Source organism: Kutzneria chonburiensis (genome assembly GCF_028622115.1).
Lineage (GTDB): Bacteria > Actinomycetota > Actinomycetes > Mycobacteriales > Pseudonocardiaceae > Kutzneria > Kutzneria chonburiensis.
Genome location: NZ_CP097263.1, coordinates 1021355 through 1043998 on the forward strand (window position 1 = coordinate 1021355; position 22644 = coordinate 1043998).

General features: G+C 70.6%; 23 protein-coding genes. 17 read left to right on the top strand and 6 right to left on the bottom strand.

What is annotated here, in order from left to right:
* Position 1: 1 nt before the first annotated feature.
* On the bottom strand, positions 2–856 hold the full coding sequence (locus M3Q35_RS04820) for a GNAT family N-acetyltransferase (RefSeq protein ID WP_273940388.1): 855 nt from the start codon (positions 854–856) through the stop codon (positions 2–4).
* Between the two features lie 125 nt (positions 857–981).
* The gene (locus M3Q35_RS04825) at positions 982–1845 is read right to left on the bottom strand and encodes a 3-hydroxybutyryl-CoA dehydrogenase (RefSeq protein ID WP_273940389.1); all 864 of its coding nucleotides are present in this window, start codon (positions 1843–1845) and stop codon (positions 982–984) included.
* A 161-nt stretch (positions 1846–2006) separates the two neighbouring features.
* On the opposite strand from M3Q35_RS04825, the gene M3Q35_RS04830 reads away from it, so the two are divergent.
* A complete protein-coding gene (locus tag M3Q35_RS04830; RefSeq protein ID WP_273940390.1) occupies positions 2007–2939 on the top strand; it encodes a G1 family glutamic endopeptidase in 933 nt (310 codons plus the stop codon).
* Position 2940: 1 nt separating this feature from the next.
* Here M3Q35_RS04830 and M3Q35_RS04835 read toward each other — a convergent pair whose 3' ends face one another.
* Positions 2941–3687: an SDR family oxidoreductase gene (locus M3Q35_RS04835; RefSeq protein ID WP_273940392.1), complete on the bottom strand. Its 747-nt coding sequence runs from the start codon at positions 3685–3687 to the stop codon at positions 2941–2943.
* Between the two features lie 46 nt (positions 3688–3733).
* On the opposite strand from M3Q35_RS04835, the gene M3Q35_RS04840 reads away from it, so the two are divergent.
* From M3Q35_RS04840 to M3Q35_RS04885, 10 genes are all read left to right on the top strand, one after another.
* Positions 3734–6562, top strand: coding sequence for an AfsR/SARP family transcriptional regulator (locus M3Q35_RS04840; protein WP_273940394.1), 2829 nt, complete (start codon positions 3734–3736; stop codon positions 6560–6562).
* Between the two features lie 267 nt (positions 6563–6829).
* Complete coding sequence (locus M3Q35_RS04845) at positions 6830–7048, top strand: hypothetical protein (protein ID WP_273940395.1); 219 nt, start codon at positions 6830–6832, stop codon at positions 7046–7048.
* A 123-nt stretch (positions 7049–7171) separates the two neighbouring features.
* Positions 7172–7762 (top strand): cardiolipin synthase ClsA, encoded by a 591-nt coding sequence (clsA, locus tag M3Q35_RS04850; RefSeq protein WP_273940396.1) that lies wholly within the window; start codon positions 7172–7174, stop codon positions 7760–7762.
* Positions 7763–7874: 112 nt separating this feature from the next.
* Positions 7875–8384, top strand: a complete 510-nt coding sequence (locus M3Q35_RS04855) for a DUF4863 family protein (protein WP_273940398.1) — start codon at positions 7875–7877, stop codon at positions 8382–8384.
* A 94-nt stretch (positions 8385–8478) separates the two neighbouring features.
* Positions 8479–9168: a nitroreductase gene (locus M3Q35_RS04860; protein WP_273940399.1), complete on the top strand. Its 690-nt coding sequence runs from the start codon at positions 8479–8481 to the stop codon at positions 9166–9168.
* A complete protein-coding gene (locus M3Q35_RS04865) occupies positions 9165–10019 on the top strand; it encodes an AraC family transcriptional regulator (protein WP_273940400.1) in 855 nt (284 codons plus the stop codon). Before M3Q35_RS04860 ends, M3Q35_RS04865 begins: the two co-directional genes overlap by 4 nt.
* A gap of 89 nt (positions 10020–10108) precedes the next feature.
* Positions 10109–10576, top strand: coding sequence for a (2Fe-2S)-binding protein (locus tag M3Q35_RS04870; protein WP_379794757.1), 468 nt, complete (start codon positions 10109–10111; stop codon positions 10574–10576).
* On the top strand, positions 10576–11574 hold the full coding sequence (locus M3Q35_RS04875; RefSeq protein WP_273940402.1) for an FAD binding domain-containing protein: 999 nt from the start codon (positions 10576–10578) through the stop codon (positions 11572–11574). The genes M3Q35_RS04870 and M3Q35_RS04875 overlap by 1 nt, the downstream gene beginning before the upstream one ends.
* Positions 11571–13721: a xanthine dehydrogenase family protein molybdopterin-binding subunit gene (locus M3Q35_RS04880; protein WP_273940404.1), complete on the top strand. Its 2151-nt coding sequence runs from the start codon at positions 11571–11573 to the stop codon at positions 13719–13721. Before M3Q35_RS04875 ends, M3Q35_RS04880 begins: the two co-directional genes overlap by 4 nt.
* A 148-nt stretch (positions 13722–13869) precedes the next feature.
* Complete coding sequence (locus tag M3Q35_RS04885; RefSeq protein WP_273940405.1) at positions 13870–14925, top strand: hypothetical protein; 1056 nt, start codon at positions 13870–13872, stop codon at positions 14923–14925.
* A gap of 53 nt (positions 14926–14978) precedes the next feature.
* Here M3Q35_RS04885 and M3Q35_RS04890 read toward each other — a convergent pair whose 3' ends face one another.
* Positions 14979–15644: a nitroreductase family protein gene (locus M3Q35_RS04890; RefSeq protein WP_273940406.1), complete on the bottom strand. Its 666-nt coding sequence runs from the start codon at positions 15642–15644 to the stop codon at positions 14979–14981.
* Between the two features lie 2 nt (positions 15645–15646).
* Positions 15647–16276 carry a TetR/AcrR family transcriptional regulator gene (locus M3Q35_RS04895; RefSeq protein ID WP_273940407.1) on the bottom strand — a complete coding sequence of 210 codons (630 nt, stop codon included), beginning with the start codon at positions 16274–16276 and terminating at the stop codon, positions 15647–15649.
* Between the two features lie 98 nt (positions 16277–16374).
* Here M3Q35_RS04895 and M3Q35_RS04900 point away from each other — a divergent pair, with 98 nt between their 5' ends.
* The 5 genes from M3Q35_RS04900 (at position 16375) to M3Q35_RS04920 (ending at position 20743) form a co-directional block, all read left to right on the top strand.
* Positions 16375–16953 carry a DsbA family oxidoreductase gene (locus M3Q35_RS04900; RefSeq protein ID WP_273944257.1) on the top strand — a complete coding sequence of 193 codons (579 nt, stop codon included), beginning with the start codon at positions 16375–16377 and terminating at the stop codon, positions 16951–16953.
* Between the two features lie 71 nt (positions 16954–17024).
* Positions 17025–17600, top strand: coding sequence for a UbiX family flavin prenyltransferase (locus M3Q35_RS04905; protein WP_273940408.1), 576 nt, complete (start codon positions 17025–17027; stop codon positions 17598–17600).
* Positions 17597–19177, top strand: a complete 1581-nt coding sequence (locus M3Q35_RS04910; RefSeq protein WP_273940409.1) for a UbiD family decarboxylase — start codon at positions 17597–17599, stop codon at positions 19175–19177. The genes M3Q35_RS04905 and M3Q35_RS04910 overlap by 4 nt, the downstream gene beginning before the upstream one ends.
* Entirely contained in the window at positions 19177–20175 is a 999-nt protein-coding gene (locus M3Q35_RS04915; protein WP_273940410.1) for an LLM class flavin-dependent oxidoreductase, read from the top strand. The genes M3Q35_RS04910 and M3Q35_RS04915 overlap by 1 nt, the downstream gene beginning before the upstream one ends.
* Before the next feature lie 55 nt (positions 20176–20230).
* Complete coding sequence (locus M3Q35_RS04920; protein WP_273940412.1) at positions 20231–20743, top strand: cupin domain-containing protein; 513 nt, start codon at positions 20231–20233, stop codon at positions 20741–20743.
* Here the strand turns inward: M3Q35_RS04920 and M3Q35_RS04925 are convergent, their stop codons facing one another.
* A complete protein-coding gene (locus M3Q35_RS04925) occupies positions 20744–21736 on the bottom strand; it encodes an SAM-dependent methyltransferase (RefSeq protein WP_273940413.1) in 993 nt (330 codons plus the stop codon).
* A gap of 126 nt (positions 21737–21862) precedes the next feature.
* Here M3Q35_RS04925 and M3Q35_RS04930 point away from each other — a divergent pair, with 126 nt between their 5' ends.
* Positions 21863–22639, top strand: a complete 777-nt coding sequence (locus tag M3Q35_RS04930) for a S1 family peptidase (protein WP_273940414.1) — start codon at positions 21863–21865, stop codon at positions 22637–22639.
* Positions 22640–22644 lie beyond the last annotated feature (5 nt).

Genomic DNA, 22644 nt, shown 5'->3' on the forward strand with positions numbered 1-22644 from the left:
ACTAGCGGGCGCGGCGGCGGTCCCGGACCTCGGGCAGCGGCCGCATGCCGGCCGCGGCGTAGGTGGCGACGGCGGCGATGTTGGCGCTCGTGGCGCAGACGAGCACGCTCGACGAGCCCAACTCGCGCAGCTTTGCCGCGGCGGCAAGAGTGATCGCCTTGCCGTGGCCGCGCCCGCGATGGTCCGGGTGCGCGCCCATCGGCTCGATCAACCCGGGCCGTCCCGCCCCGGCCGACCACACCGTGACCGCGGCGACCGCGTTGTCCTGGTCGTCGAACGCGATCAGACAGCGGGCATCGGCGTACGGAATCCCGGCGGCCATCGCGTGCCAACGCTCCACCGTGAACGTCGACACCGTGAACGCGGCCCGGTGCACGGCGACCCGTGCCTGTACCAGCGCCGGCCCGACCACCTCGACCCGCACGCCGGGGTCCGGCACCGGCTCCGAGAGATCGCGTCGCAGCGGCGTCCACGGGTCGTCGAAGCCCCAGCCGTCCTCGGACAGCACGTCGTGGATCACCGCACCGGCCGGCGCGTCGATGCCCACCGGGCCGGTCGGCAGCACGCTGGTCATGTCCGCGACCAGCCGCCGCGCCAGCTCCTCGTCCGGCCGCGCGTCCGGCGCGATGACCAGCCGGAGCAGCGTGGGACTGTCCAGCAGGCCGAGCGCGACCATCCGCCCGTCTCGATGCCAGATCCGGACCGCGGCGGCCGTCGTCTCGGCGCTGAGCCGCCAGTACCAGCCGAGGTCGCCAGGATGCAGCTGCATCGGCGCGTCGTCGTGCTGCCACTCCCGCAGCACGCCAACGGCCTCGGCCAGCCCGTCGACCTGCGGCTGCCCCAACGTGATCGCCATCCCTCGATGACACACCATCCGGGCAACCGATTTAGTCGGCGACCGGTGTGAGCGACGGCGAACGACAGCCGGCCGGTCGGGCGCTCAGCGGGAGAAGGGCGCCCGACCCGGACGGCGGAAACAGCTCAGCCGGAGTAGTCGTAGAAGCCGCGGCCCGACTTCTTGCCCAGCAGGCCGGCGTCGACCATGCGCAGCAGCAGCGGCGGCGGCGAGTACAGCGGCTCCTTGAACTCCTCGTACATCGACTCGGCGATGGCCTTGGTGGTGTCGAGGCCGATCAGGTCGGTCAGCTGGAGCGGCCCCATCGGGTGCGCGCAGCCCAGCACCATGCCCTGGTCGATGTCGCCGGCGCTGGCGTAGCCCGACTCCATCATCCGGATCGCCGACAGCAGGTACGGGATGAGCAGCGAGTTCACCACGAAGCCGGCCCGGTCCTGGGCGGTGATGACCTCCTTGCGCAGCTGCCCGGCGGCGAAGCCACGCGCCCGCAGCGCGGTTTCCTGGCTGGTCAGCAGGGACGGCACCAGCTCGACCAGTTTGAGCACCGGCACCGGGTTGAAGAAGTGGATGCCGATCACGTTGGCCGGCCGCTGGGTGGCCATGCCCAGCTTCATGATCGGGATGGACGAGGTGTTGGAGGCGAAGATCGCCTCCGGGTCGGTGACCACCTTGTCCAGGGTGGTGAACACCTCGGTCTTGACCTGCTCGCTCTCGGCGACGGCCTCGACGACCAGCTCGCGGTCGGCGAAGTCGCCGAGGTCGGTGGTGAAGCGCATCCGGCCCTGCGCGGCGTCGCGGTCCTGTTCGGACAGCTTGCCGCTGCGCACGCCGCGGGCCAGCGACTTGGCGATCCGCTCCCGGCCCGCCTCCATCGCGGCCGGGCTCGCCTCGCTGACGATCACGTCCAGCCCGGCCCGCGCGCACACCTCCGCGATGCCCGAGCCCATCAGTCCGGCGCCAACCACGCCCACCCGGCGGATCTCAGCCACAGGGATCCTTCCTCCTTCATCGGTTCACCGTCGCCGGACAGGATCGCTGGCCGGCGAGGCCAACTGTATCTGTTCACCGCCGGACGGCTCCTCCGAAGCACGTGACGTCGTTTTCCGCATTGATCAGAAATGCCGCGACGCCGCGCGGGAGGTGCTTCGCATTGACCGAGACCACCATGGCGCCGAGCGAGCTCGGCGTCCGATTGTTCACCCCGCCGCCCGCCGATTTCGATCCGTTCACCGCCGATCAGCGTGAACTGCTGGTGCACGGATTCCCGGCCCGTCCCGACCAGGACACCGAGCGGCCGCTCTACACGCAGTGGAAGCGCAGAGTCAGCAGAAAGTACACCAGAATCGAGCCGGTGTTCGTGCGGAACACCGACAAGGTGCACGGCCCGATGCGCGGTCCGAGTGCGGAACCCGGCCAGCTGCTCGCGGCGCACAAGGCCAACGCCACCTCGACCAACTGGTCCGGCAGCGCCGTGTTCGCCGCGGCCGGCGACTCGTTCAAGTGGGTCGAGGGCGAGTGGACGGTGGCCGACCCGGCCGACCCCAAGGGCGGCAAGACCTCGTACTACTCCTCGTCGTGGGTCGGCATCGACGGCTGGGGCTCGCCCGACGTGCTCCAGGCCGGCACCGAGTCCTCGCTGGTCAACGGGGTGAAGAAGGTCTACGCCTGGTGGGAGTGGTACCCGGACTTCGAGATCGCCATCTCCAACTTCCCGATCTCCGCCGGCGACACCATGTTCTGCCTGATCTGCGCCACCTCGGCCACCACCGCCTCGATCTGGCTGACCAACGACAGCACCGACCAGTCGGTGTCGTTCGCCATCACCGCGCCCAGCGGCACCACGCTGCGGGGCAATGTCGCGGAATGGATCGTGGAGACGCCGAACGTCGGCGGCTCGCCGACCACCCTGCCCGATTACGGCGTCGTCTATTTCGACGACGCGCAGGCATTGGCCAACAGCGCCGGCTGGATCGCCGGCAACACCGGAACGCCGCTCACGATGGTCAATTCCGGTGGCACCGCGCTGTCCACCCCGACGCTGAAGGCGACGGATCTGCTGAAGCTCACGTACAACGACGTGTGATTCAGATTCCGCCGGCCACCCGCAGAATGGCACCGGAGGTGTAGGACGCCTGGTCGGACATGAGCCAGGCGATCGCGTCGGCGATTTCCGCTGGGTCGCCTGGTCGGCCCAGCGGGATCCGGCCGGCGGCCTTCCAGGCCCGCTCCGGGTCGCCGGACAGGGCGTGGATCTCGGTGTCGACCATGCCCGGCGCGACCGCGTTGACGCGGATGCCCTCCTTGGCGACCTCCTTGGCCAGGCCCACGGTCATCACGTCCACCGCGCCCTTGGACGCCGAGTAGTGCACGTACTCGCCGGGCCCGCCGTGGATGGTCGACGACGAGGAGATGAGCACGATGGAGCCGCCGTTGCCGCCGCGGGCGGTGGACATCGACTGGATGGCCCGCCGCGCCGACAGCAGTGCGCCGAGCACGTTCACCTCGACCAGGTAGCGGAGCTGGCTCACCGGCTGGTCGGCCAGCGGCGCCATCGGGCTGGTCACGCCGGCGTTGGCCACCAGGCCGGTGATCTGCCCCAACTCCTCACGGGCCGTGCGGAACAGCACCTCGGTGTCGTCCTCACGGGACACGTCGGCCCGCACCGCGATGCACCGGCCGCCGGCGTCCACGACCTCGCGGACGATCTTCTCGGCGGCCTCGACGTTCTCACGGAACGACAGGCACACCGCGTGCCCGTCGGCGGCCAGGCGTCGCACCGCCGCCGCGCCGATGCCGCGGCTGCCGCCGGTGACGATCGTGACTGGAGACACTCGTTCCCCCAAGCTCGTGCTTGCCAATACGGGCATTATCTCCCGTGTGGGGGTGCGCTACGGGGTGCTCGGCCCGCTCGCGGTCGAGATCGACAGCAAGCCGACAGCGCTGCCGGCGGCCAAGCACCGGGTCGTGCTGGCGGCGCTGCTGCTCAGCGCCAACCGTCCGGTATCGGTGGACGAGCTGGCCGAGCGGCTGTGGGGCGAGGAGCCGCCGGCCAGCGCGAAGGCGACGTTGCAGGGCTACGTGCTGAGGCTGCGGCGCACGCTGTCCGGTGTGGACCCGCTGCGCACGCGGCCGCCGGGATATCTGATCGAGGTGGCGCCGGGGCAGCTCGACCTGGACGTTTTCCGTGCGCTGGTCACGGAGGCCGAGGAGGCGCCGCCGGCTGTCGCGGCGGAACGGCTGCGCGAGGCGTTGGACCTGTGGCGGGGGCCGGCGTTGTCGGACGTGCCGTCGCCGTCGCTGCATGCCGTGGCCGGGCGCTGGCTGGCGGAGCTGCGGATCAACGCCCTTGAGCGGCGGATCGACGCGGACCTGCGGCTCGGCCGGCACGCCGACCTGCTGGGCGAACTCGCCGGCCTGGTAGCGGATTCGCCGCTGCACGAGCCGTTCCGAGCCCAGCTCATGCTGGCTCTGCACCGCGCCGGGCGCACCGCCGACGCCCTGGAGACGTACCGGCAGGCGCGGTCGACGATCGTCGCCGAGCTGGGCATCGAGCCGGGGGAGCGGCTGCGGGAGCTGGAACGTGGCGTGCTGGCCGGTGATCCCACGCTGGACTGGACGCCGGATCGAGTGGTGATCAGGCCGCAGTCGCTGCCGCCGGACGTGGACCTGGTCGGGCGAGCATCCCTCGCCGCCGAGCTGACGGCCCGGCTGGCCGCGCCGTCCGGGCACTGCGGCCGGCCGGTGGTGCAGGTGATCGCCGGCATGTCCGGTGTCGGCAAGTCCGCCCTTGCCGTCCACATAGGCCACCAACTCCGCAGTCATTTCCCGGACGGCCGCCTGCACGCCACGTTGAGCGACGCCACCGGCCCCGTCCATCCGGCCGAGGTGCTGGGTCGACTGCTGCGGCTGTTGGGCGTGCTCGGCACTCATCTCCCGGACAGCGTCGAGGGCCGCTCCACGCTGCTGCGCGACCGCCTGGCCGGCCGGCGGGTGCTGCTGGTGCTGGACGATGTCGTGGACGAAGCCCAGGTCAGGCCGCTGATTCCGGGTGACGAGCACTCGGCCGTGCTGATCACCAGCCGCAATCGGCTCACCGGTTTGGCCGGCGCGCGGACCGTGGACCTGACCGTGCTCGATGGGCCGGACTCGCAGCGCCTGCTGGCGACCGTGCTCGGGGCTGCCCGTGTCGCCGCCGAGCCTGAGGCGGCAGCGGATCTGGTCCGGCAGTGCGGCGGGCTGCCGCTGGCGCTGCGGATCGCCGCCGCACGCCTGGCCGCCCGGACCAGCCGTCCGCTGAGCTGGCTGGTCGCCCAGCTGGACGACGAGCAGCGGCGGCTGGACGGCCTTGAGGCCGGCGACATGCAGGTGCGAGCCAGCCTCGCAAGCGGCTACCGGGCGCTGGACGACGAGCGGCGTCGGGCCCTGCGGCTGTTGGGGGCGCTGGACAACACGGAGTACTCGCCCACGCTGGCCGCCGCCGTCCTGGACCGGCCGGCGCACCGGGCTGAACGGCTCGTCGAGGACCTCGTCGACGCCCAGCTGCTCGACGAGGTCGCCGGTCGGTACCGGATGCACGGGCTGGTCCGGCTCTACGCCCGTGAACAGGTGGACGCCGCCGAGCGGGACGAGGCCGTGTCACGGTCCTTGGACGCCTGGCTTGCCCTGGCCGAGGAGGCGGAGTCGTTGCTGCCCAATGCCGGCTGGCTGCCGCACCGGCAGGGGCGGGGCGGCCTGGAGGCCGGCGATCCGATGGCGTGGTTCGAGTTGGAACGGCCGCAACTGGCCATCGCCATCGAGCAGGCGGCTTTCGGCCATGCGGAACACTCATGGCGATTGGCCGCGGCATGCGAAGGCTTCCTGGAGCTGCGGGGCCACTGGGACGACTGGCGGCGCTGCCACGAGCGGGCGTTGGCCGCCGCCGTGACGGCCGGCGACCGTTGGGGCGAGGCCCGGATGCGGTACGGCCTCGGCCGGCTCTGCTTCGCCCAGGACCGGCACGTCCTGGCCTCACGGCTGCTGGAGCAGGCCGTGGAACTGTGGGCCGACGATCGGCTGTCCCATGCGCACGCGTTGATGGCGCTGGGCGACGTGCACCATCACAACGGCCGCTTCGACCTGGCCCGGCAGTGCTTCACGCAGGCCGTCGCCGGATACGAGCACGACCACCGCGGCCGCATCAACGCCGGCTTCTGCCTGGGACTGGTGGATCGCGACCAGGGGGACGTGGAGGCGGCCAAAGCCGCGCTGGCGGCGGCGCTGGTCGGGTTCCGCGGCCTCGGCGACTCGTACGGGCAGGCCCAGGTGCTGCACTTCCTCGGGTCCTCGCACTGCAAATGGGGCGACCTGGACGCCGCCGAGCGGTACCTGGTCGAGGCGACCGCGCTGTACCGGGGCTTCGGCGACCGCCTCGGCGAGCTGCGCTGCGTCCGCCAGCTCGGGCACGTGCTCGTCACGCGCGGCGACACCGCCCGCGCCGAGCGGGTGCTCAGCGGCTGCCAGCGGGCGTTCGCCGAGATCGGCGACGTGTTCGGCGAGGCCACGACCTGCTGGAGCCTGGCCGAACTGGCCCTGCGCGACGGCGACGCCGGCCTCGGCCGGCGACGGCTCACCGACGCGCTCGACCTGTTCACCCGAGCCGGTCTCGAGCCGTGGCAGCGGCGCATGCGGGCCCGGTTGACCGAACTGGGCAGGTCAACCCCGGTATGACCAGTGCGGCCGATCGGCGGTACCGGGACCGGCGCCCGATGGTCGGTCGCGCAGCTGCGCCGAACGGCATCGACGGTGACCCCCGGCACAAGTCGATCACGTGACGGGGATCGCAGCTGGGCGAGGAATCGGCCCGGCGGGCGCGGGCGGGGCCGGAATCGGGTTTCGGCGGCGGAAACGGGTCCAGAATCGTCCGGGTCGGGGTAACGCACAGCCACCGGGCGACAACTTCCCGGACGGAACCCCTCACGGAGGATTCAGCCAGTCATGAGCGTCACTGCCGAGGCAATCAGCCAGTCCGAGGCGACCCGCACGTCCCGTCCGCTGCCGACCGCGCCGTGCAGCGTCGTATGGAGCGGTGGGCACGCGTACGTCCTGGAGGGATCGCACGGCCGGGCCCGCTGGGTCGGCGTCGACGACCGCGGCCGCCCGCGCTTCTACACCGGTGACGAGCTCCAGCTCCGCGGCTGGTCCCGCTCCCGCTGAACCCCCGCGAGTCCCGCTCTCCAGCACACCGAAATACGGTTTCCGGCACACCGCCGGAGTCCCGCCCGGCGACACGCACACAGCCGTCGGGCGGGAAGCTGTCGGTCACCTAGGCTTGGGCCTGTGGTCCAAGGCAACGCGCACGTCCGGTCCGACCGGGTGCTCACCATCCCCAACCTGCTGAGCATCCTGCGCCTGGCGGGCGTGCCGCTCTTCCTGTGGCTGCTGCTCGGCCCGCGCGAGGACGTGTGGGCCATCGTCGTGCTCGCGCTGGCCGCCATCTCGGACTGGCTGGACGGCAAGCTGGCCCGCTGGCTCAACCAGGCCAGCCGGCTCGGGGCCCTGCTCGATCCGGCCGCCGACCGGCTCTACATCCTGGCCACCGCGTTCGCCTTCGTGGTGCGGGACATCCTGCCCTGGTGGTTCTTCGGCCTGATCCTGCTGCGCGACGTCGCCGTCTCGCTCTGCCTGCCGCTGCTGCGCCGGGCCGGCTACGACGCCCCCGACGTGATCTATCTCGGCAAAGCCGGCACCTTCTGCCTGCTGTACGCGCTGCCGATCCTGCTGCTGGCCCAGGTCGGCCCGGGCACCGCCCTGATCGCCGGTCCGATCGGCTACGGCTTCGCCGGCTGGGGCCTGCTGATGCACGTGTGGTCCGGGGCCCTGTACGTCTTCCAGTGCGTCAACGCCGCCCGCCATCCCGTGCGCCGCTGATCGACCCCGACCTCGGATCCGGGTCTCGTGCGGCTTGGTTCCGTTACACCTATTGACTGTAACCCAACCTCGCCCTACCGTTGGTCGCATCCCCGACGGCAGGAGGCGCGACGTGACCACCGCTCAGGAGCTGATCGACCGCAGCATCCCGTTCCTCGACCAGGTCAAGAACCGCACCGCCGGCGGCGAGCTGGAGACCTGGCTCAACACCACGTACGGACCGGGCAGCGAGCTGTACGAGGACCTGGCCCGCATGATCACTGACGGCGTGCGCGACGGGTGGGCGGCCAACGTCGAGGTGGACGGCCCGCACTACCGGCGCAGCCGCATCGCCGACCCGGCCGACCTGCTGAACTACTTCAGCATCACCGCGGTGTACATGGACAGTGTCGAACCGTTCCGCGGCCAGTACCACCAGCACCCGTACGGCGAGCTCAACCTGGTCGTGCCGCTGACGCCCGGCGCGGAGCTGATGGGCCCGCGCGGCTGGCAGGGCCCGGGCTGGACCGCGCCGGGGCCGGGCAGCCATCACTACCCGGAGGTCCGCGGCGGTGCGCTGATCGCGCTGTTCTACCTGCCGGCCGGGCGGATCTCCTACGACATCACGCCGCCGGCCGCCTGACACTCACCTTTTTGTCACATGCGGTCCGGATGTGCCTCAGGAAGGCAAGTATGACGCTCATGTGACATTCGAGGCGGGGTGGCGGGAGTCCACAATGGATGTTGTCGAGGCGTTGTCGCGCCGGCGCAGCTGCCGCGGCTACGTGGCGAGGCCGGTGCCGCCGGAGACGGTGGAACGGTTGCTGGCATTGGCCTCCCGGTCGGCGAGCAACGCCAACTCGCAGCCGTGGCAGGTCCACGTCGTCACCGGGGCGGCCAAGCGACGCCTGACCGCCGACCTGCTGGCCGCCTTCGACGCCGACGACCGTGGCCGTGACTACGACTACCAGCCGACCGACTGGCCGGAGCCGTTCCGCGCCCGGCGGCGGGAGTTCGGCGACCGGCTCTACGGCGAGGCGCTGGGCATCGGCCGGCACGACGCGGCCCGGCGACTGGCCCACCATCGTCGCAACTACGACTTCTTCGGCGCGCCGGTCGGCATGATCCTCACGGTCAGCCGGTCGCCGCGGCAGGGCGCGCTGGTCGACGCCGGCCTGTTCCTCCAGGCGTTCATGCTGGCCGCGGGCGCGCTGGGCCTGGACACGTGCGCGCAGGCGTCGCTGATCGACTTCTCGGCCGTGCTGCGCCGGAATCTGCGGATACCCGACGAGCAACTGATCGTGTGCGGACTGTCGCTCGGTTACGGCGACGGCGACCATTTGTCTACACGTTGCCGCACCGCGCGACTACCGGTGTCGTCCTTCACCACGTTTCACCACGACGAGGATGAATACTGCGAGGCATGACCGCGGAGAATGTCCGTCGAAGACGGGACGACTGGCCCGAGGTGGGCTGGACCTCGCTGCGGCTGACGCAGTTCGACAACGCCGAGCGGGCCGAGCTGCACCTGCCGCCGAGCGACCACCAGTCCATCGTGCTGGTCAACGCCGGCCGGCAGACCGTCGAATCACGTCACGGTTCCCGTTGGCACGCTGCGCACTACGGCCCCGGCACGGTCGGCCTGACCGCCCCGGGACAGTCGACCGACATCCGCTGGTGCGGCACGGAACGCACTCTCACCACGCATGTCGAGCTGCCAAGTGCCCTGATCGACCGCACCTGCGTCGAGCTGTGGGGCCGTGACGCCACCCGGCTGGGCCGGCCGGACGCGCTCGCGGTCGAGGATCCCGTGTTGTCCTCGGTCGTCGATGCCTTGTGCGTGGCCGCCCGCAACGGAGTCGACGAGTTCTACGCCGAGTCGGCGGCGACCTTCCTGGCCGCGCACCTGCTCACCGTGCACGCCGCCGCGCCCGCGCCGCGCGAGCTCGGGCGGGAGGACCAGCGGGTGCGGCGGGCGGCGCGCTTCATCCGTGACAACCACCAGCAGCCGTTGACGCTGGCCGAGATGGCGGCGGTGGCCGACCTGAGCCCGTTCCACTTCCTGCGGGTGTTCAAGGCGGCGACCGGGCAGACGCCGTACCGGTTCCTGACCAAGGTCCGGGTCGACCGGGCCCAGCGATACCTGGCCCGATCCGAACTGTCCATCACGGAAATCGCGCACCTGTGCGGATTCGCGTCCCCGTCCCGGCTGACCGCCGCCTTCCGCAGCGAAACCGGCATGTCACCCTCCGGTTATCGAGCGGCTGGATCGCAATAATCGCCCGTCGGGTACGCAATCTCCGGAATGCGCGGCCGGGGGCGGCGACCTAACGTGACGGCGTGTCCACGAACGACTTGCCCGCCGCCATGGTCGAAGTGAGCTGCACGGTCAACGACGAGCCGGTCCGGCTGCGGCTGGATCCCCGGGAGTCGCTGCTGGACGTGCTGCGCGAACGGCTGGCCCTCACCGGCACCAAGAAGGGCTGCGACCAGGGCCACTGCGGCGCCTGCACGGTGCACCTGGACGGCCGCCGAGTGGTGTCCTGCCTGACGCCGGCCGTGCAGGCCGACGGCCTCGCGGTGCACACCATCGAGAGCGTCGGCGGCCCCGACGGCGAGCTGCATCCGTTGCAGCAGGCCTTCGTCGACAACGACGCGCTCCAGTGCGGCTACTGCACGCCCGGGCAGATCATGTCCGGCCTGGCCTGCATCGCCGAGGGGCACACCGCCCACGACGAGCAGATCCGGGAGTACATGAGCGGGAACGTCTGCCGCTGCGGCGCGTACGTCGGCATCGTGGCCGCCGTGCGCCAGGCCGCCGGGAAGGTGCAGTGATGAAGCCCTTCGCCTATGCCGCGCCTTCGAGCGTGGACGCCGTGGTCGAGGCGCTGCGGGTGGCCGAGCCGGGGACCAGGATCCTGGCCGGCGGCACCACGTTGTACGACCTGATGAAGATCGGCGTCGAGTCGCCGCCCGCGGTGATCGACGTGCACCGGCTGCCCGAGCTGACCGGCATCACCGTGACGGACTCGGAGATCGTCTTCGGCGCCGGGGTGCGGATGGCCGACGTGTCGGCCCATCCCTTCGTGAGTGCCTCGTATCCGGCGCTGGCCGAGTCGATCTGGCGCGCGGCCACCCAGCAGCTGCGGAACATGGCCACGCTGGGCGGGAACCTGTTGCAGCGCACGCGATGCGGCTACTTCCGTGACGCGGACATGGCCTGCAACAAGCGGAATCCCGGCAGCGGCTGTGCGGCAATGGAGGGCATTGACCGTCCACATGCGTTGCTGGGCGCGAGTTCTTCTTGCAGCGCAACGTATGCCGGCGACTTCGGCATCGCGCTGCGGGCTTTCGACGCCGTGATTGATGTGATCGGGCCGCGCGGTGAACGCTCGCTGGCGTTGGCCGATCTGCACGTCGAGCCGGGGGAGGACCCGAGCCGGGAACACGTGTTGGAGGCCGACGAGCTGATCCTGCGTATCCGGGTGCCGCAGACCGAGGCCGGCCGGGGTTCCACCTATCTGAAGATTCGCGACCGCGAGTCCTACGCCTTCGCGTTGGCTTCGGCGGCCGTCGGGCTGGTGATCGACGGCGACGGCGTCGTCACCGAAAGCCGGATCGCGTTGGGTGGCGTGGCCACGCGGCCGTGGCGGGCGGTCGAGGCCGAGCGGTCGTTGCTCGGTGGCCCGCTGACGCCGGACGCCATGGCCCGCGCCGGCGAGCTCGCCTTCGCGGACGCGCGTCCCGGGCGTATGAACGGATTCCGAGTCGAGTTGGGCATGCGCACGGTGGCCGATGCCGTCCGCACCGCCGGGGAGCGAGCCGTCCGATGAGGGTCGACGCGTACGAGAAGGTCACCGGGAAGGCTTTGTACGGGGCCGACCGCGTGTTGCCGAACATGGCCTACGCCGCCTTGGCCCTGGCCAAGATCGGCCGTGGCACGGTGTCCGATGTGGACACTTCGGCCGCGTTGGCCGTGCCGGGCGTGCTGCTCGTGGAGACCCGGTTCGAGTTGGCCAGTCCCGGCTTCATCATGGGCGGGCAGTTCGGGTTCCAGAGCCTGCAACCCATGACCGGCGACCACATCGCCTATCGCGGCCAGCCGATCGCCATCGTCGTGGCGGAAACCCCGGTCGCCGCCACCGAAGCCGCCGAGGCGATCACCGCGACGTACCAGGAGGAGCCCTTCGCGCTGCACCTCGACTCCGAGGGCGCCACCACGCTCGTCCAGGAAGAGGCGATCCCGCTGCCGTTCCTGGCCGACATCAAGCTCGGCGATGCCGATGCCGTGATCGACAGCAGCGCGGTGCAGATCGACGCGACGTACGTGCACCCGCCGCAGCACGCCGTGCCGATGGAGCTCAACGGCGGCGTTGTCGAATGGCAGGGCGGTACGCTGATCGTGCACGAGGGCACCCAGAACGCCAACGCCGTCCGGTTCGGGCTGGCCCAGCAACTCGGCATCGACGCGGCCAAGATCGAGGTGCGATCTCCCTACGTAGGCGGCGGTTTCGGGCAGAAGAACTCGCTGTTGGTCCACATCGGACCGTTGGCCCTGGTGTCACAGCGGTTGGGACGTCCGGTGAAGCTCGTGCTGACCCGTACCCAGACCTTCCACAACGGCAGCTTCCGTCCGGTCAGCAAGCAGCGGATCCGGCTCGGCGCGGACGAATCCGGCAAGATCAACGCCGTGGTGCACGAGGTCGACCAGCAGACGTCCCGGCACGACCTGTTCATCGCCATGCACAACGAGACTTCCAGCCGGCTCTACGGCTACTCCGCATTCCGCGGCCGGCAGCGCCTGGTGCAGACCGACGTGCAGACCCCGGGTTACATGCGGGCGCCGTTCGAGAGTCCGTCGATGTTCGCCATCGAGCAGGCGGTCGACGAGTTGGCCTACCGGGTCGGCCGTGATCCGGTGGAACTGCGGCTGGCCAACGACACCGAGAACGACCCGATCACCGGGCTGCCGTTCTCCAGTCGGCACATCGGCGACTGCCTGCGCCGCGGGGCCGAGCTTTTCGGCTGGTCCGAGCGTAGTCCGGAGCCGCGGTCGATGCGGGCCGAGGACGGGTCGCTGGTCGGTTGGGGCGTGGCCATCGGCAACTATCCCGCCAGCATCGTGGCCGCCCACGCGAGTCTTGCCGCCGGCGAGGACGGCAAGGTGACCGTGGCCGTCGACGGACACGAGATGGGGCAAGGGATTCGCTCCACCATCGCGTTGCTGGTCGCCCGCGATCTCGGGATCCCGGTGGGCGACGTGATCGTGCGGGTCGGCGACACCAGGTACGGTCCCCAGCACCTCACCGCCGGCTCGTGGGGCACCGCCAGCGCGCTGCCGGCCGTCCACTCCGGACTCCAGGAGCTCCGCAAGCTGCTCAACGTTGCTGGCACCGGCGATGTCGACGTCGCCGCCGCCGTGGCCGATATCGGTCACGCCGTCGAGGTGTCCGCTCACGGGCTGGGCCCCGGCCAGTCCGCCGATGCCTTGGGCCAGACCGAAACCGGCCACATGGCCATCGCCGGCCCGGTGTTTCCCGGTTTCGTCACCTTCAGCTGGATCGCGCATTTCGTCGAGGTGCACGTCGAGCCGACCACCTGCCGCGTTCGGGTGCCCCGGGTCGTCAGCGTCGCCGACTGCGGCCGCGTCGCCAGTCCCGTCACCGCCGCCAGCCAGGTCCGTGGTGGCGTGATCTGGGGCATCGGCGCCGCGCTGCGGGAGGAATCCTTGGTGGACGACCGTTTCGGCGGCTTCCTGAACTCCACTTTGGAGGAATATCCGGTGATGGTCAACGCCGATGTGGGCAGCATCGACGTCGACTTCGTCGACAAGCCCGACTACCAGTTCAACCCGGTCGGCGTGAAGGGCCTCGGCGAGGTCTCCATGGTCGGCGCGGCCGCGGCCGTCGCCAACGCCGTGCACCACGCCACCGGTCGTCGCCACCACAGACTGCCGATTCGCATTGAGCACATCATCTGACCCCGGCGGCGGATCGAGCCCCGCCGGCGGGGCCGGTGTCGACGGCGGGTCGGCCGCTGATGCTCGTTCCTTGGTCAGCGCTGCTGATGCCTTGAGCACGTCATCTGACCCGGGCGTCAGTCCCGTTGCCGGGGCGGGTGTCGACGGTGTGCCGGCAGCCGACGCTCGTCCCGCGGTCAGCGCCCCCGATGCCTTGAGCCCGGCGGCGCTGGCCGAGGCGCGAGCCGCCCAGCCCCGACGTGCGTTGTTGGGCTTGCTGTTCGTCATCCCCGCATCGGTGTTGTTGGCCGTAGGGTGGGGCGGGCCGGTGCATTCGCTGACCGTGCTCGGCCCGCTCTTGACCTTCGCGCTGCCCATCGTCGCCGTGATCGCCTTCTGGTGGCAGGACTGGCCGGGTTCGCTGCTGACCGGCGGTTGGTCCGGCCTCGGCGACACCGTCATCGTCGCCCTGGGCGGCGTCGTCCTGACGGTCCTCGGCCAGGGTTTGCTCTCCGGCGTTGACCTGCAAGGCATTTTCGCCCCAGACCCCGGTCATCCCTCTGTGTCCGAGACCGTGCCGCTGGCGGTCGGCATCTTCGGCCTCATCCTCCAACTCACCTTGGTCGGCGAGTGCTGGCCGCTACGTTCGCTGGCCCGAATCCCTTCCGGCATCGCCGCCCTCGTCCTGTGCTGGGCCGTCGGCTACATCCTCTACAGTGGACTCGTCAGCACCGGTCTGGTCGCCGGCGAGGCTTACGCCAGCTGGTTCGCCGCTTTGGGCATGTGGCAGATGGTCTGGTACGTCGCCTTGCGCGGTTGGCCTTTCGCCCGCATCCGCCACCACGCCACCCGACTCATCACCGGCCACCTCTCCGTCATCGCCTGCGGCGCCGTCACCTACCTCTTCGCCACGTCCGTCCTCGATTGGACGCCCGGCCGCATCGCCGAGGTCTCCGGCTCCGCCATCGCCGCCATCCTCGTCGTAGCCATGCTCTTCGAGGCGTGGCCCGCCATCCGCCTTACCGAGGTCCCCGGCCGCTCCCTCGCCCTCGTGCTCGTCGTGGCCCTGACCTTCGCGCTCGCCACGTTCCTACCGGTCGTCGCCGCCTGGCTCGGCGTGCCCGACCGCCAGGCCTTGAGCTGGTCCACCCACGCCACCCTGAACGCCTTGAGCCTCGCCGTCATCCTCCACGTCGCCGTCTGGCGCCGCTGGCTGGCTGACTGAGAAAGCCACTACGTCACAACGGCATCGCTCGGCATCAACGTCGTATCGGTGACCTACCGGTTGGCGGGCCCCCACAGCGGCTCGGGGATTTCCGGTGTGTACGGGCGATCCCAATGGTTGCGGCTGCTCACCTCGTGCACGGGACGGCGGTTGGCGGCGACGCCCCAACGGCCCAGCGGATAGCCGAGCGCGAGCATGGCGGTCATCTGCCAACCCTCGTCGGTCGGCACGCCCAACAGCTCATGCACCTGCTCGGCCTGGTACCGCAGCATGGTCGTGATGATCCCGCCGACGCCCTCGGCCCGCGCGGCGAGCAAGGCGCTCCAGATCGCGGGGTAGATGTTGGCCCCGCCGTGGTCGTCGATGGCGAACACGAACAGCGGCAACGGAGTCTGTTCGAAGTGGTCGGCGAAGTACGTGCCGGAGCGGTTGATCCGCTGGAGGTTTTCCGCGTGTGCCACGGGATCATGGATGGTTCGGGCCAGAGTGCCGGCGGAGATCTCGGCGTACTCCATGGCCCGGGCAGCCCGGTAGAGGACGGCGAGCTCGGCCTTCACGGCGGGATCGTCCACGGCGATGAAGTGCCAACGCTGGGCATTGGCCCCGCTGGGGGCACGGATCGCGGCGTCAAGGATGCGGCTCTGGACGTCGACCGGAATCGGGTCCGGGCGCATGCGGCGCATCATGCGGGTGGTGTACAGCGCCTCGTGCACGTCCATGATCACTCCGAGGCGGCGATGGCCGGCCACAACACGGCCACCACACGGTCGGCGAGGTCCTTGGTCGGCTCGCCACGGTAGAAGGCGGCGAAGTAGCTGCCGAAGCACATGATCGCGATGGTGTGCGGGTCGATGCCGTCACGAACCGCGCCGCGCTCCCGCAACTGCCCCAGCACCTCTTCCAACATCGACACCCGCGGCTCGACGGCGTGCGTGCGCAGGATGTCGAGCAGCTCGGGGGTGCGGATGGCCTCGCCGGCGAAGTTGCCCATCAGCACCATGGCGTCCGGGTTGAAGTACGCCGGGTCGAGCCGCCGGACCGCCTCGACCAGGGCCTCGCGCGGCTCGAGCCCGGACAGGTCGACGGTGTACATGTCGCGCTGCCGGCGGAAGCCGTAGTCGAGCGCGTCCACGACCAGGTCGAACTTGGTGGCCCAGCGGCGGTACAGCGTCGGCCGGGTGACGCCGGCGTCGGTCGCGATGTCGCCGATGGTCATCCGCGAGTAGCCGTCCCGCACGAGCCGTTCCCGGGTGGCCAGGATGATGGCCTCGTCGATGGCCGCGTCCCGCGGCCGGCCGCCGAGGTTGCGCTCGCTGTGGTCCGCGCCGAGCTCGCTGTCGTCCTTCGCCATGACCCCACCCTAGCGGATCCGTTACAGCTGATGGTTGTAACTCTGCGTCTGGTTCGGTTACAGTCGCATCTTGTAACGAAACCTGGGGAGGCGACGTGATGGTCAGGCACTGGTTCGACTTCATGTGCCCGTTCTGCTACGTCGCCCAGCACCGCAACGACATCCTGGCGCGGCGCGGGATCGAGGTCGTGCACCTGCCGTACCAGATCCATCCCGAGATCCCGGAGGACGGCCTCGACGCCGGCCTGCGGATCGGGCCGATGTACGAGCACCTCGACCGGGAGGCGGCCGCTGCCGGGCTGGTGCTGAACTGGCCGGCGCGGCTCTCCAACACCCGGAGAGCGCTCTCCGTGGCCGAGTGGATCAGGCGAACTGCGCCGGACAAGGCCGACGACTTCACCAAACGCCTGTTCCACGCCTACTTCGTCGACGGCGAGAACCTTGGCGACCCAGCCGTGGTCGAGCGGCATGCCACTGCGGTTGACATCGATGTCGACGAGCTTCGGGGAGCGCTCTCCGACGGCACCGCCGCTACCTGGCTGGTCGAGTCCGAGCTGGCCGGCGCCGAAGCCGGCGTGCGGGCCACCCCCAGCTGGGAGATCAACGGACAGCTGATCTCCGGGCTGCTGCCCGCGTCCGAGTTCGAGCGCCTGACCGCCGCGCGCCGTCCGGCCTGAGCCGACGCGACCGAACGATCCGACAGCGCCGCCGCATGCCCGGCTGCGCCGAGAAAATATGAGGTCTGCTCATGCGACTGGTTGTCGCCATCACCGGCGCCACCGGCACGGTGCTGGGGGTACGCCTGCTGGAGGTCCTGCGGAAGCTCGACGTGGAGACGCACCTGGTGCTCAGCGACTGGGCCCGGGCCACGCTCAGCCTGGAGACCGACTACACGGTCAACGACGTGCGAGCGCTGGCCACGTACACCCACAGCGCCAAGGACCTCGCCGCCGCCATCTCCAGCGGCTCGTTCCTCACTGACGGCATGGTCGTCTGCCCGTGCAGCATGAAGACGTTGGCCGCCATCCGCATGGGCTACGGCGACAACCTCATCACCCGGGCCGCCGACGTCACCCTCAAGGAACGCCGCCGCCTGGTGCTGGTGGCCCGCGAGGCGCCGCTGAGCGAGATCCACCTGGAGAACATGCACTACCTGGCCCGGGCCGGCGCGGTCATCTTCCCGCCGACCATCGCCTACTACACCAAGCCGAACTCGGTCGACGACGTCACCGACCAGATCGCCGGCCGCGTCCTCGACCAGCTCGACATCCAGCACTCGACGATCGACCGCTGGAAGTCGCCCCTCACGGAGGAGAAGCAGTGAGCACCAGCACCACCAGTGCCCCGGCCGCCACCTCGCGGACCGGTCCCGACCTGCGCAGCTGGCTGTCCACCCTGGAGCAGGCCGGCCAGCTGGCCCGTATCGGCGCCGAGGTCGACTGGAACGAGGAGATCGGCGCGATCACCCGGGCCAACCTCGCGCTGGAGGGCCCCGGCCTGCTGTTCGAGAACATCACCGGCCACCAGGACACCGTCTGCACCAAGTTCCTGACCTCGGCGCTGGGCAACCGCCGGCAGGTCCAGCTGATGCTCGGCCTACCCGAGGGAACCTCGGATTCGGCCATCGTCCGGCACCTGCGCGAGCGGTTCCAGCACCCCGTGCCGCCCCGTGTCGTCGAGCGCGGTCCGGTGCAGGACAACGTGATCGAGGGCGACGACATCGACCTGGAGCAGTTCCCCGTGCCCCGCTGGCACGCCGCCGACGGCGGCCGCTACATCGACACCTTCTGCGGCGTCGTGACCCAGGACAGGTACACCGGCCGCGACAACATCGGCCTGTACCGCGGGCAGATCGTGGACCGCGACAAGATCGCCAAGCTGCTGGTCCCCAGCCAGGGCTGGGGCGTGCACGCCGAGGAGTACAAGCCCGAGCCGATGCCGGTGGCCATCGTGTACGGCTGGCACGACGTGCTGCCGTTCTGCGCGGGCAGCCCGTTCCCACGCAACGTCTGCGAGTGGGACATGATGGGCGCGCTGCTCGGCCAGCCGGTCGACCTGGTGGCGTGCGAGACCGTGCCGCTGCACGTGCCGGCCACCGCCGAGATCGTGGTCGAGGGCTACATCGACCCCGACCCGGCCACCTTCATGATGGAGGGGCCGTTCGCCGAGTACCCGGGCTTCGTCGGCGACGCTGCGCCGGCTCCGGTCGTGCGGGTCACGCGCATCATGCACCGCACCGACCCGGTGCTGCGCGGCACGCTGGAGGGCATCCGGCCCGGGCTGCTCAACGAGGACAGCATCACCAACTTCGCCCGCTCGGCCATCACCTGGAACACCCTCGAGGACCTCGGCATCGGCGGCATCACCGACCTGTGGATGACCGAGGTGTCCAACGGCCAGAACACCATCGTGCAGATCCAGAAGCGCTACCGCGGCCACGCCCAGCAGATCGCCTCGGCGCTGTGGGGCACCGGCGGCTCGGTGTGGTTCCACAAGAACGTCACCGTGGTCGAGCAGGACATCGACATCCACGACCCGGTCGCGCTGGACTGGGCGCTGTCCTACCGGGTCAACGTGGGCCTCGGCGACGTCGCGTTCTTCGGCCCCGGCATCGGCTCGGCCCTGGACCCGTCGACGCCGCCGGAGCTGAACAACGGCGCCAAGTACGGCACCGGGCAGTGGACCCGGATGCTCGTCGACGCCACCCGCAACTGGGAGATCGACCCGCGGCCGGAGTGGGGCGGCCGCCGCTTCCCGCCGACCGACCGGCTGGAGCCGGAGCTGGAGGCGCGGGTGGCCGATCGCTGGGCGGAGTACGGCATCGGCGTGCCCTACCTCGACGACGCCGGCCGCGAACGGCTCACCCTGGCCGAGCTCAGCAAGCGTCTGCCCGAAGTGTGATGGGCATCCACGTCAGCGTGGCGCTGCCGGCGTCGGCCGAGTCGACCGCTCACATCGTGACGGCCGAGCGGCTGGGCTACCGCTGCGCCTACGTCTACGACACGCCGTTCGAGGGCAGCGACGTCTGGCTGGCGCTGCACGAGGCCGCCGAGGCGACGGCGAGCATCGCGCTCGGCCCGGCCGTGCTGATCCCGACGCTGCGCCACCCGCTGGTCAACGCGGCACAGACCTTTTCCTTGCACCGCAAGGCGCCCGGTCGTGTCGTGACCGCGTTCGGCACCGGCTTCTCCAGTCGTGCCGCGGCCGGACAGCCGCCGGTTCCGTGGTCCTATGTCGAGAAGTACGTCCGCGCGCACACTTCCCTGCTGGCCGGCGAGGCAGCCGAGTGGGACGGCGCGCCGATCCAGCTGATGCCGACCTCGACGCAGCACGAGACGTTGCCGCTCAAGATCCCGCTGCTGATCGCGGCCGTAGGGCCGAAGGGCGCGGAGGTGGCCCGCCGGCTCGGCGCCGACGGAATCATGTCGATGTTCCAGCCCATCCCGCAGCAGCGGGACTTCAGCCGGGCGGTGGTCTCGGCCGTCGGCACCGTGCTTGATGATGGCGAGGAGCTGAACAGCGAGCGGGTGCGGCTGGCTGCCGGCCCGCCGTGGGCCGGCGTCTTCCACTTCACGTACACCGCGCAGGGGGCCGACGCGGTGCGCGCGCTGCCCGGCGGACCGGCTTGGCTGGAGGTCATCGAGCGGTACCCGGAAGCCGAGCGGCACCTGCACATCCACCGTGGCCACATGGTGGAGATGAACGAGGCCGACCTGGCCGCGTGGCACGCCGGCGGGTACGTCACGCTGACCTCGGGCACGTTGACCGGGCCTGCTGAGGTGGTGCGTCAGCGCGTGGCCGACCTGGCCGCGGCCGGCGCCACCGAGATCATGATCGAGCCGTCCGGCCCGGACATCGAACGCGAGCTCACCGCGTTCATCGCCGCCGTGTGCGGCTGACCGGGCACGATTCCGTAGCCACGGGGCGCGCGGGCCCGATGGGATCATGGCGTGGGTGGACATCGCACGTGCGCTCAAGCCCGGCGACGGGCACTCCGTGATGATCTCCGGCTTCGGGGCGACCCTCAAGCTGGACAGCAGGGACAGCGGCACCGTCGGCATCGTGGAGCACTCGTTCGCCGTCGGCACGATCACCGTGCCGCACCGGCACAGCCGCGAGGACGAGCACTCGTTCGTGCTCGACGGGGAGATCGGCTTCCGCTCCGACGACACCGAGGTCGTGCTCGGCCCCGGCGGCTTCGTCTCGAAGCCCCGGGGCCGGCTGCACGCCATGTGGAACGCCGGCGGCCGGCCCGGCCGGATACTGGAGGTCATCGCGCCCGGCGGGTTCGAGCACTACTTCCGTGAGCTGGCCGAGCTGCTCGGGTCGGTGACGCCGGCCGGCACCGCGCTCCACGACACGTCCGAGTTCGTCGAGCTGGCCGCCCGCTATGGCCTCAGCTACGGCAATCCCGAGTGGCTGGACGACGTCGTGGCCCGCTACGGCCTCACGCCGCCGCGGCGCTGATCACTTGGTCACCACGACCATGCGCCCGAAATCCGTGCCGGCAATGCGGTCCAGCGTGAAACCGACGGCCACGGCCTCCTCGGCCAGCTCCTCCGCGCTCGGCCCGAACCGCGCCTGCTGGCCGTGCGCGATCAGCCGGCGGACCGTCCACGCCGGCCGGTCCTGCTCGGTCGGCACGGCCTCCAGCTCCTGGATGAACAGTTTGCCGCCGGGTTTGAGCGCGCGCCGGATCATGGCCAGCGTGGCCGGTCGGATCGCCGCCGGGAAGAACGGCTGGGCCCAGAACGCCCCGACGAACTCGTCGCGTTCCGGCACGTCACGGGCATCCATCTGACGGATCTCCACCCGGTCGGCCACGCCGAAGGCCTCGGCCCGACGCTTCGCCTCGGCCGCCACGGCCGGCACCAGTTCGACCGCGACGCCGTGCATCTCCGGGACCGTGGTGGCCAAGGTGAGGGTTGCGCAGGCGACGCCGCAGCCCACGTCCAGCCAGCGGCCGGCGCGGACCTGCGCGGCCAGGTCGGGAAGTTGGGCCAGGAGCTGCGCGTACACCGCGCGGGTCACGTCGGTGACGTGGCCGCCGACGGCATTGGCCACCACCAGCGCGTCGGCCTCGGTCAGGGCCAGCGGTGTCGAGTCCTCGACCAGGGCGCGGACCTGGCGGACCTCCATCTCGATCTGCGCCAGCTTGTCGCCCAGCGGGATCCAGGCGTCGTCGGCCGCGACCGTGGCGAACGGCACGGTGAGGCGGACCTTGCCGTCCTCCTGCTCGACGATGCCGTTGGCCTGCAACGCTTCGAGCACGTCCTGCACGCGTTCGGCCGGCAGCCTGGCGAAGCCGGCCAGCTCCTCGACCGTGCGGGGCTCGAGGAGGAACTCCGTCCAGCCCTTCTCGTGCACCGCCGTCAGCAGGCTGAGCAGCTGCGCCTCGGCGCGCATGCCCTCCAGCCGCTGCCGGGCCTGCATGGCCAGTGCCACCGATTCCTGTTTCACCGCACGCCTTCCGCCCGAGGACCGTTCGTCCACAATGTACAGACTGAAGCGTTATTCAGGTTGCTTCAGGATCCGTTCAGCCTCTTTTCGGCATGATTCCCGCAGCACTCGCAGAAGGGAAGCGCGATGAGGAAACGAAGCCTCGGTTCTGCCTCGTTGGTCGGCGGCGCGGCGCTGATGGTCGCCGCGGCCGCCCCGGCGGCGGCCATCGTCGGCGGCACGGACGCCACCCAGCCCTACAGTTTCATGGCCTCCATGCAGTTCGCCTCCGGCGACCCGCTGTGCGGGGCCACGCTGATCGCGCCGCAGTGGCTGGTCACCGCCGGACACTGCGTGACCGATCCGGCCACGCTCGGCGTTGCGGATCCCGCGAAGTACCAGTTCCGGATCGCCTCTGTGGACCCGGCCCAGGGCGGCGAGCTGGTCAAGGCCGACAAGTTCATCCGACATGAGGGCTGGGACGACCAGCTGCACAACGACATCGCCCTGGTGCACCTGACAAAACAGGTGCGTGCCCGCCCCATCGCCATCGGCACGGCCCCGCCGCCGGGCGCGACGGTCCGTCAGCTGGGCTGGGGGAGCACCTGCCCGCACCATGGTTGCCCCGGCGCGGCGACCCTTCAGCAGCTCGACACCGCCATTGCCGATCCATCGGGATGCACCGTGCCCGACTTCAACTCCGCCCGCCAGCTGTGCATGGACAACAAGGGCGGTACCGCCAGCGCCTGTTACGGCGACTCCGGCGGACCGGCCGTGGTGGCGGGATATGGCCGGTGGCTGCTCGTCGGCGTGACCAGCCACGGTCAGACGTCGCCGTGCGTCGACCTGCCCGGCGTCGACACCAACGTGGCCTTCTACGCCGACTGGATCGCGGCTGACACCAGGCCCGGTGGCGCCGGGTAGGACGC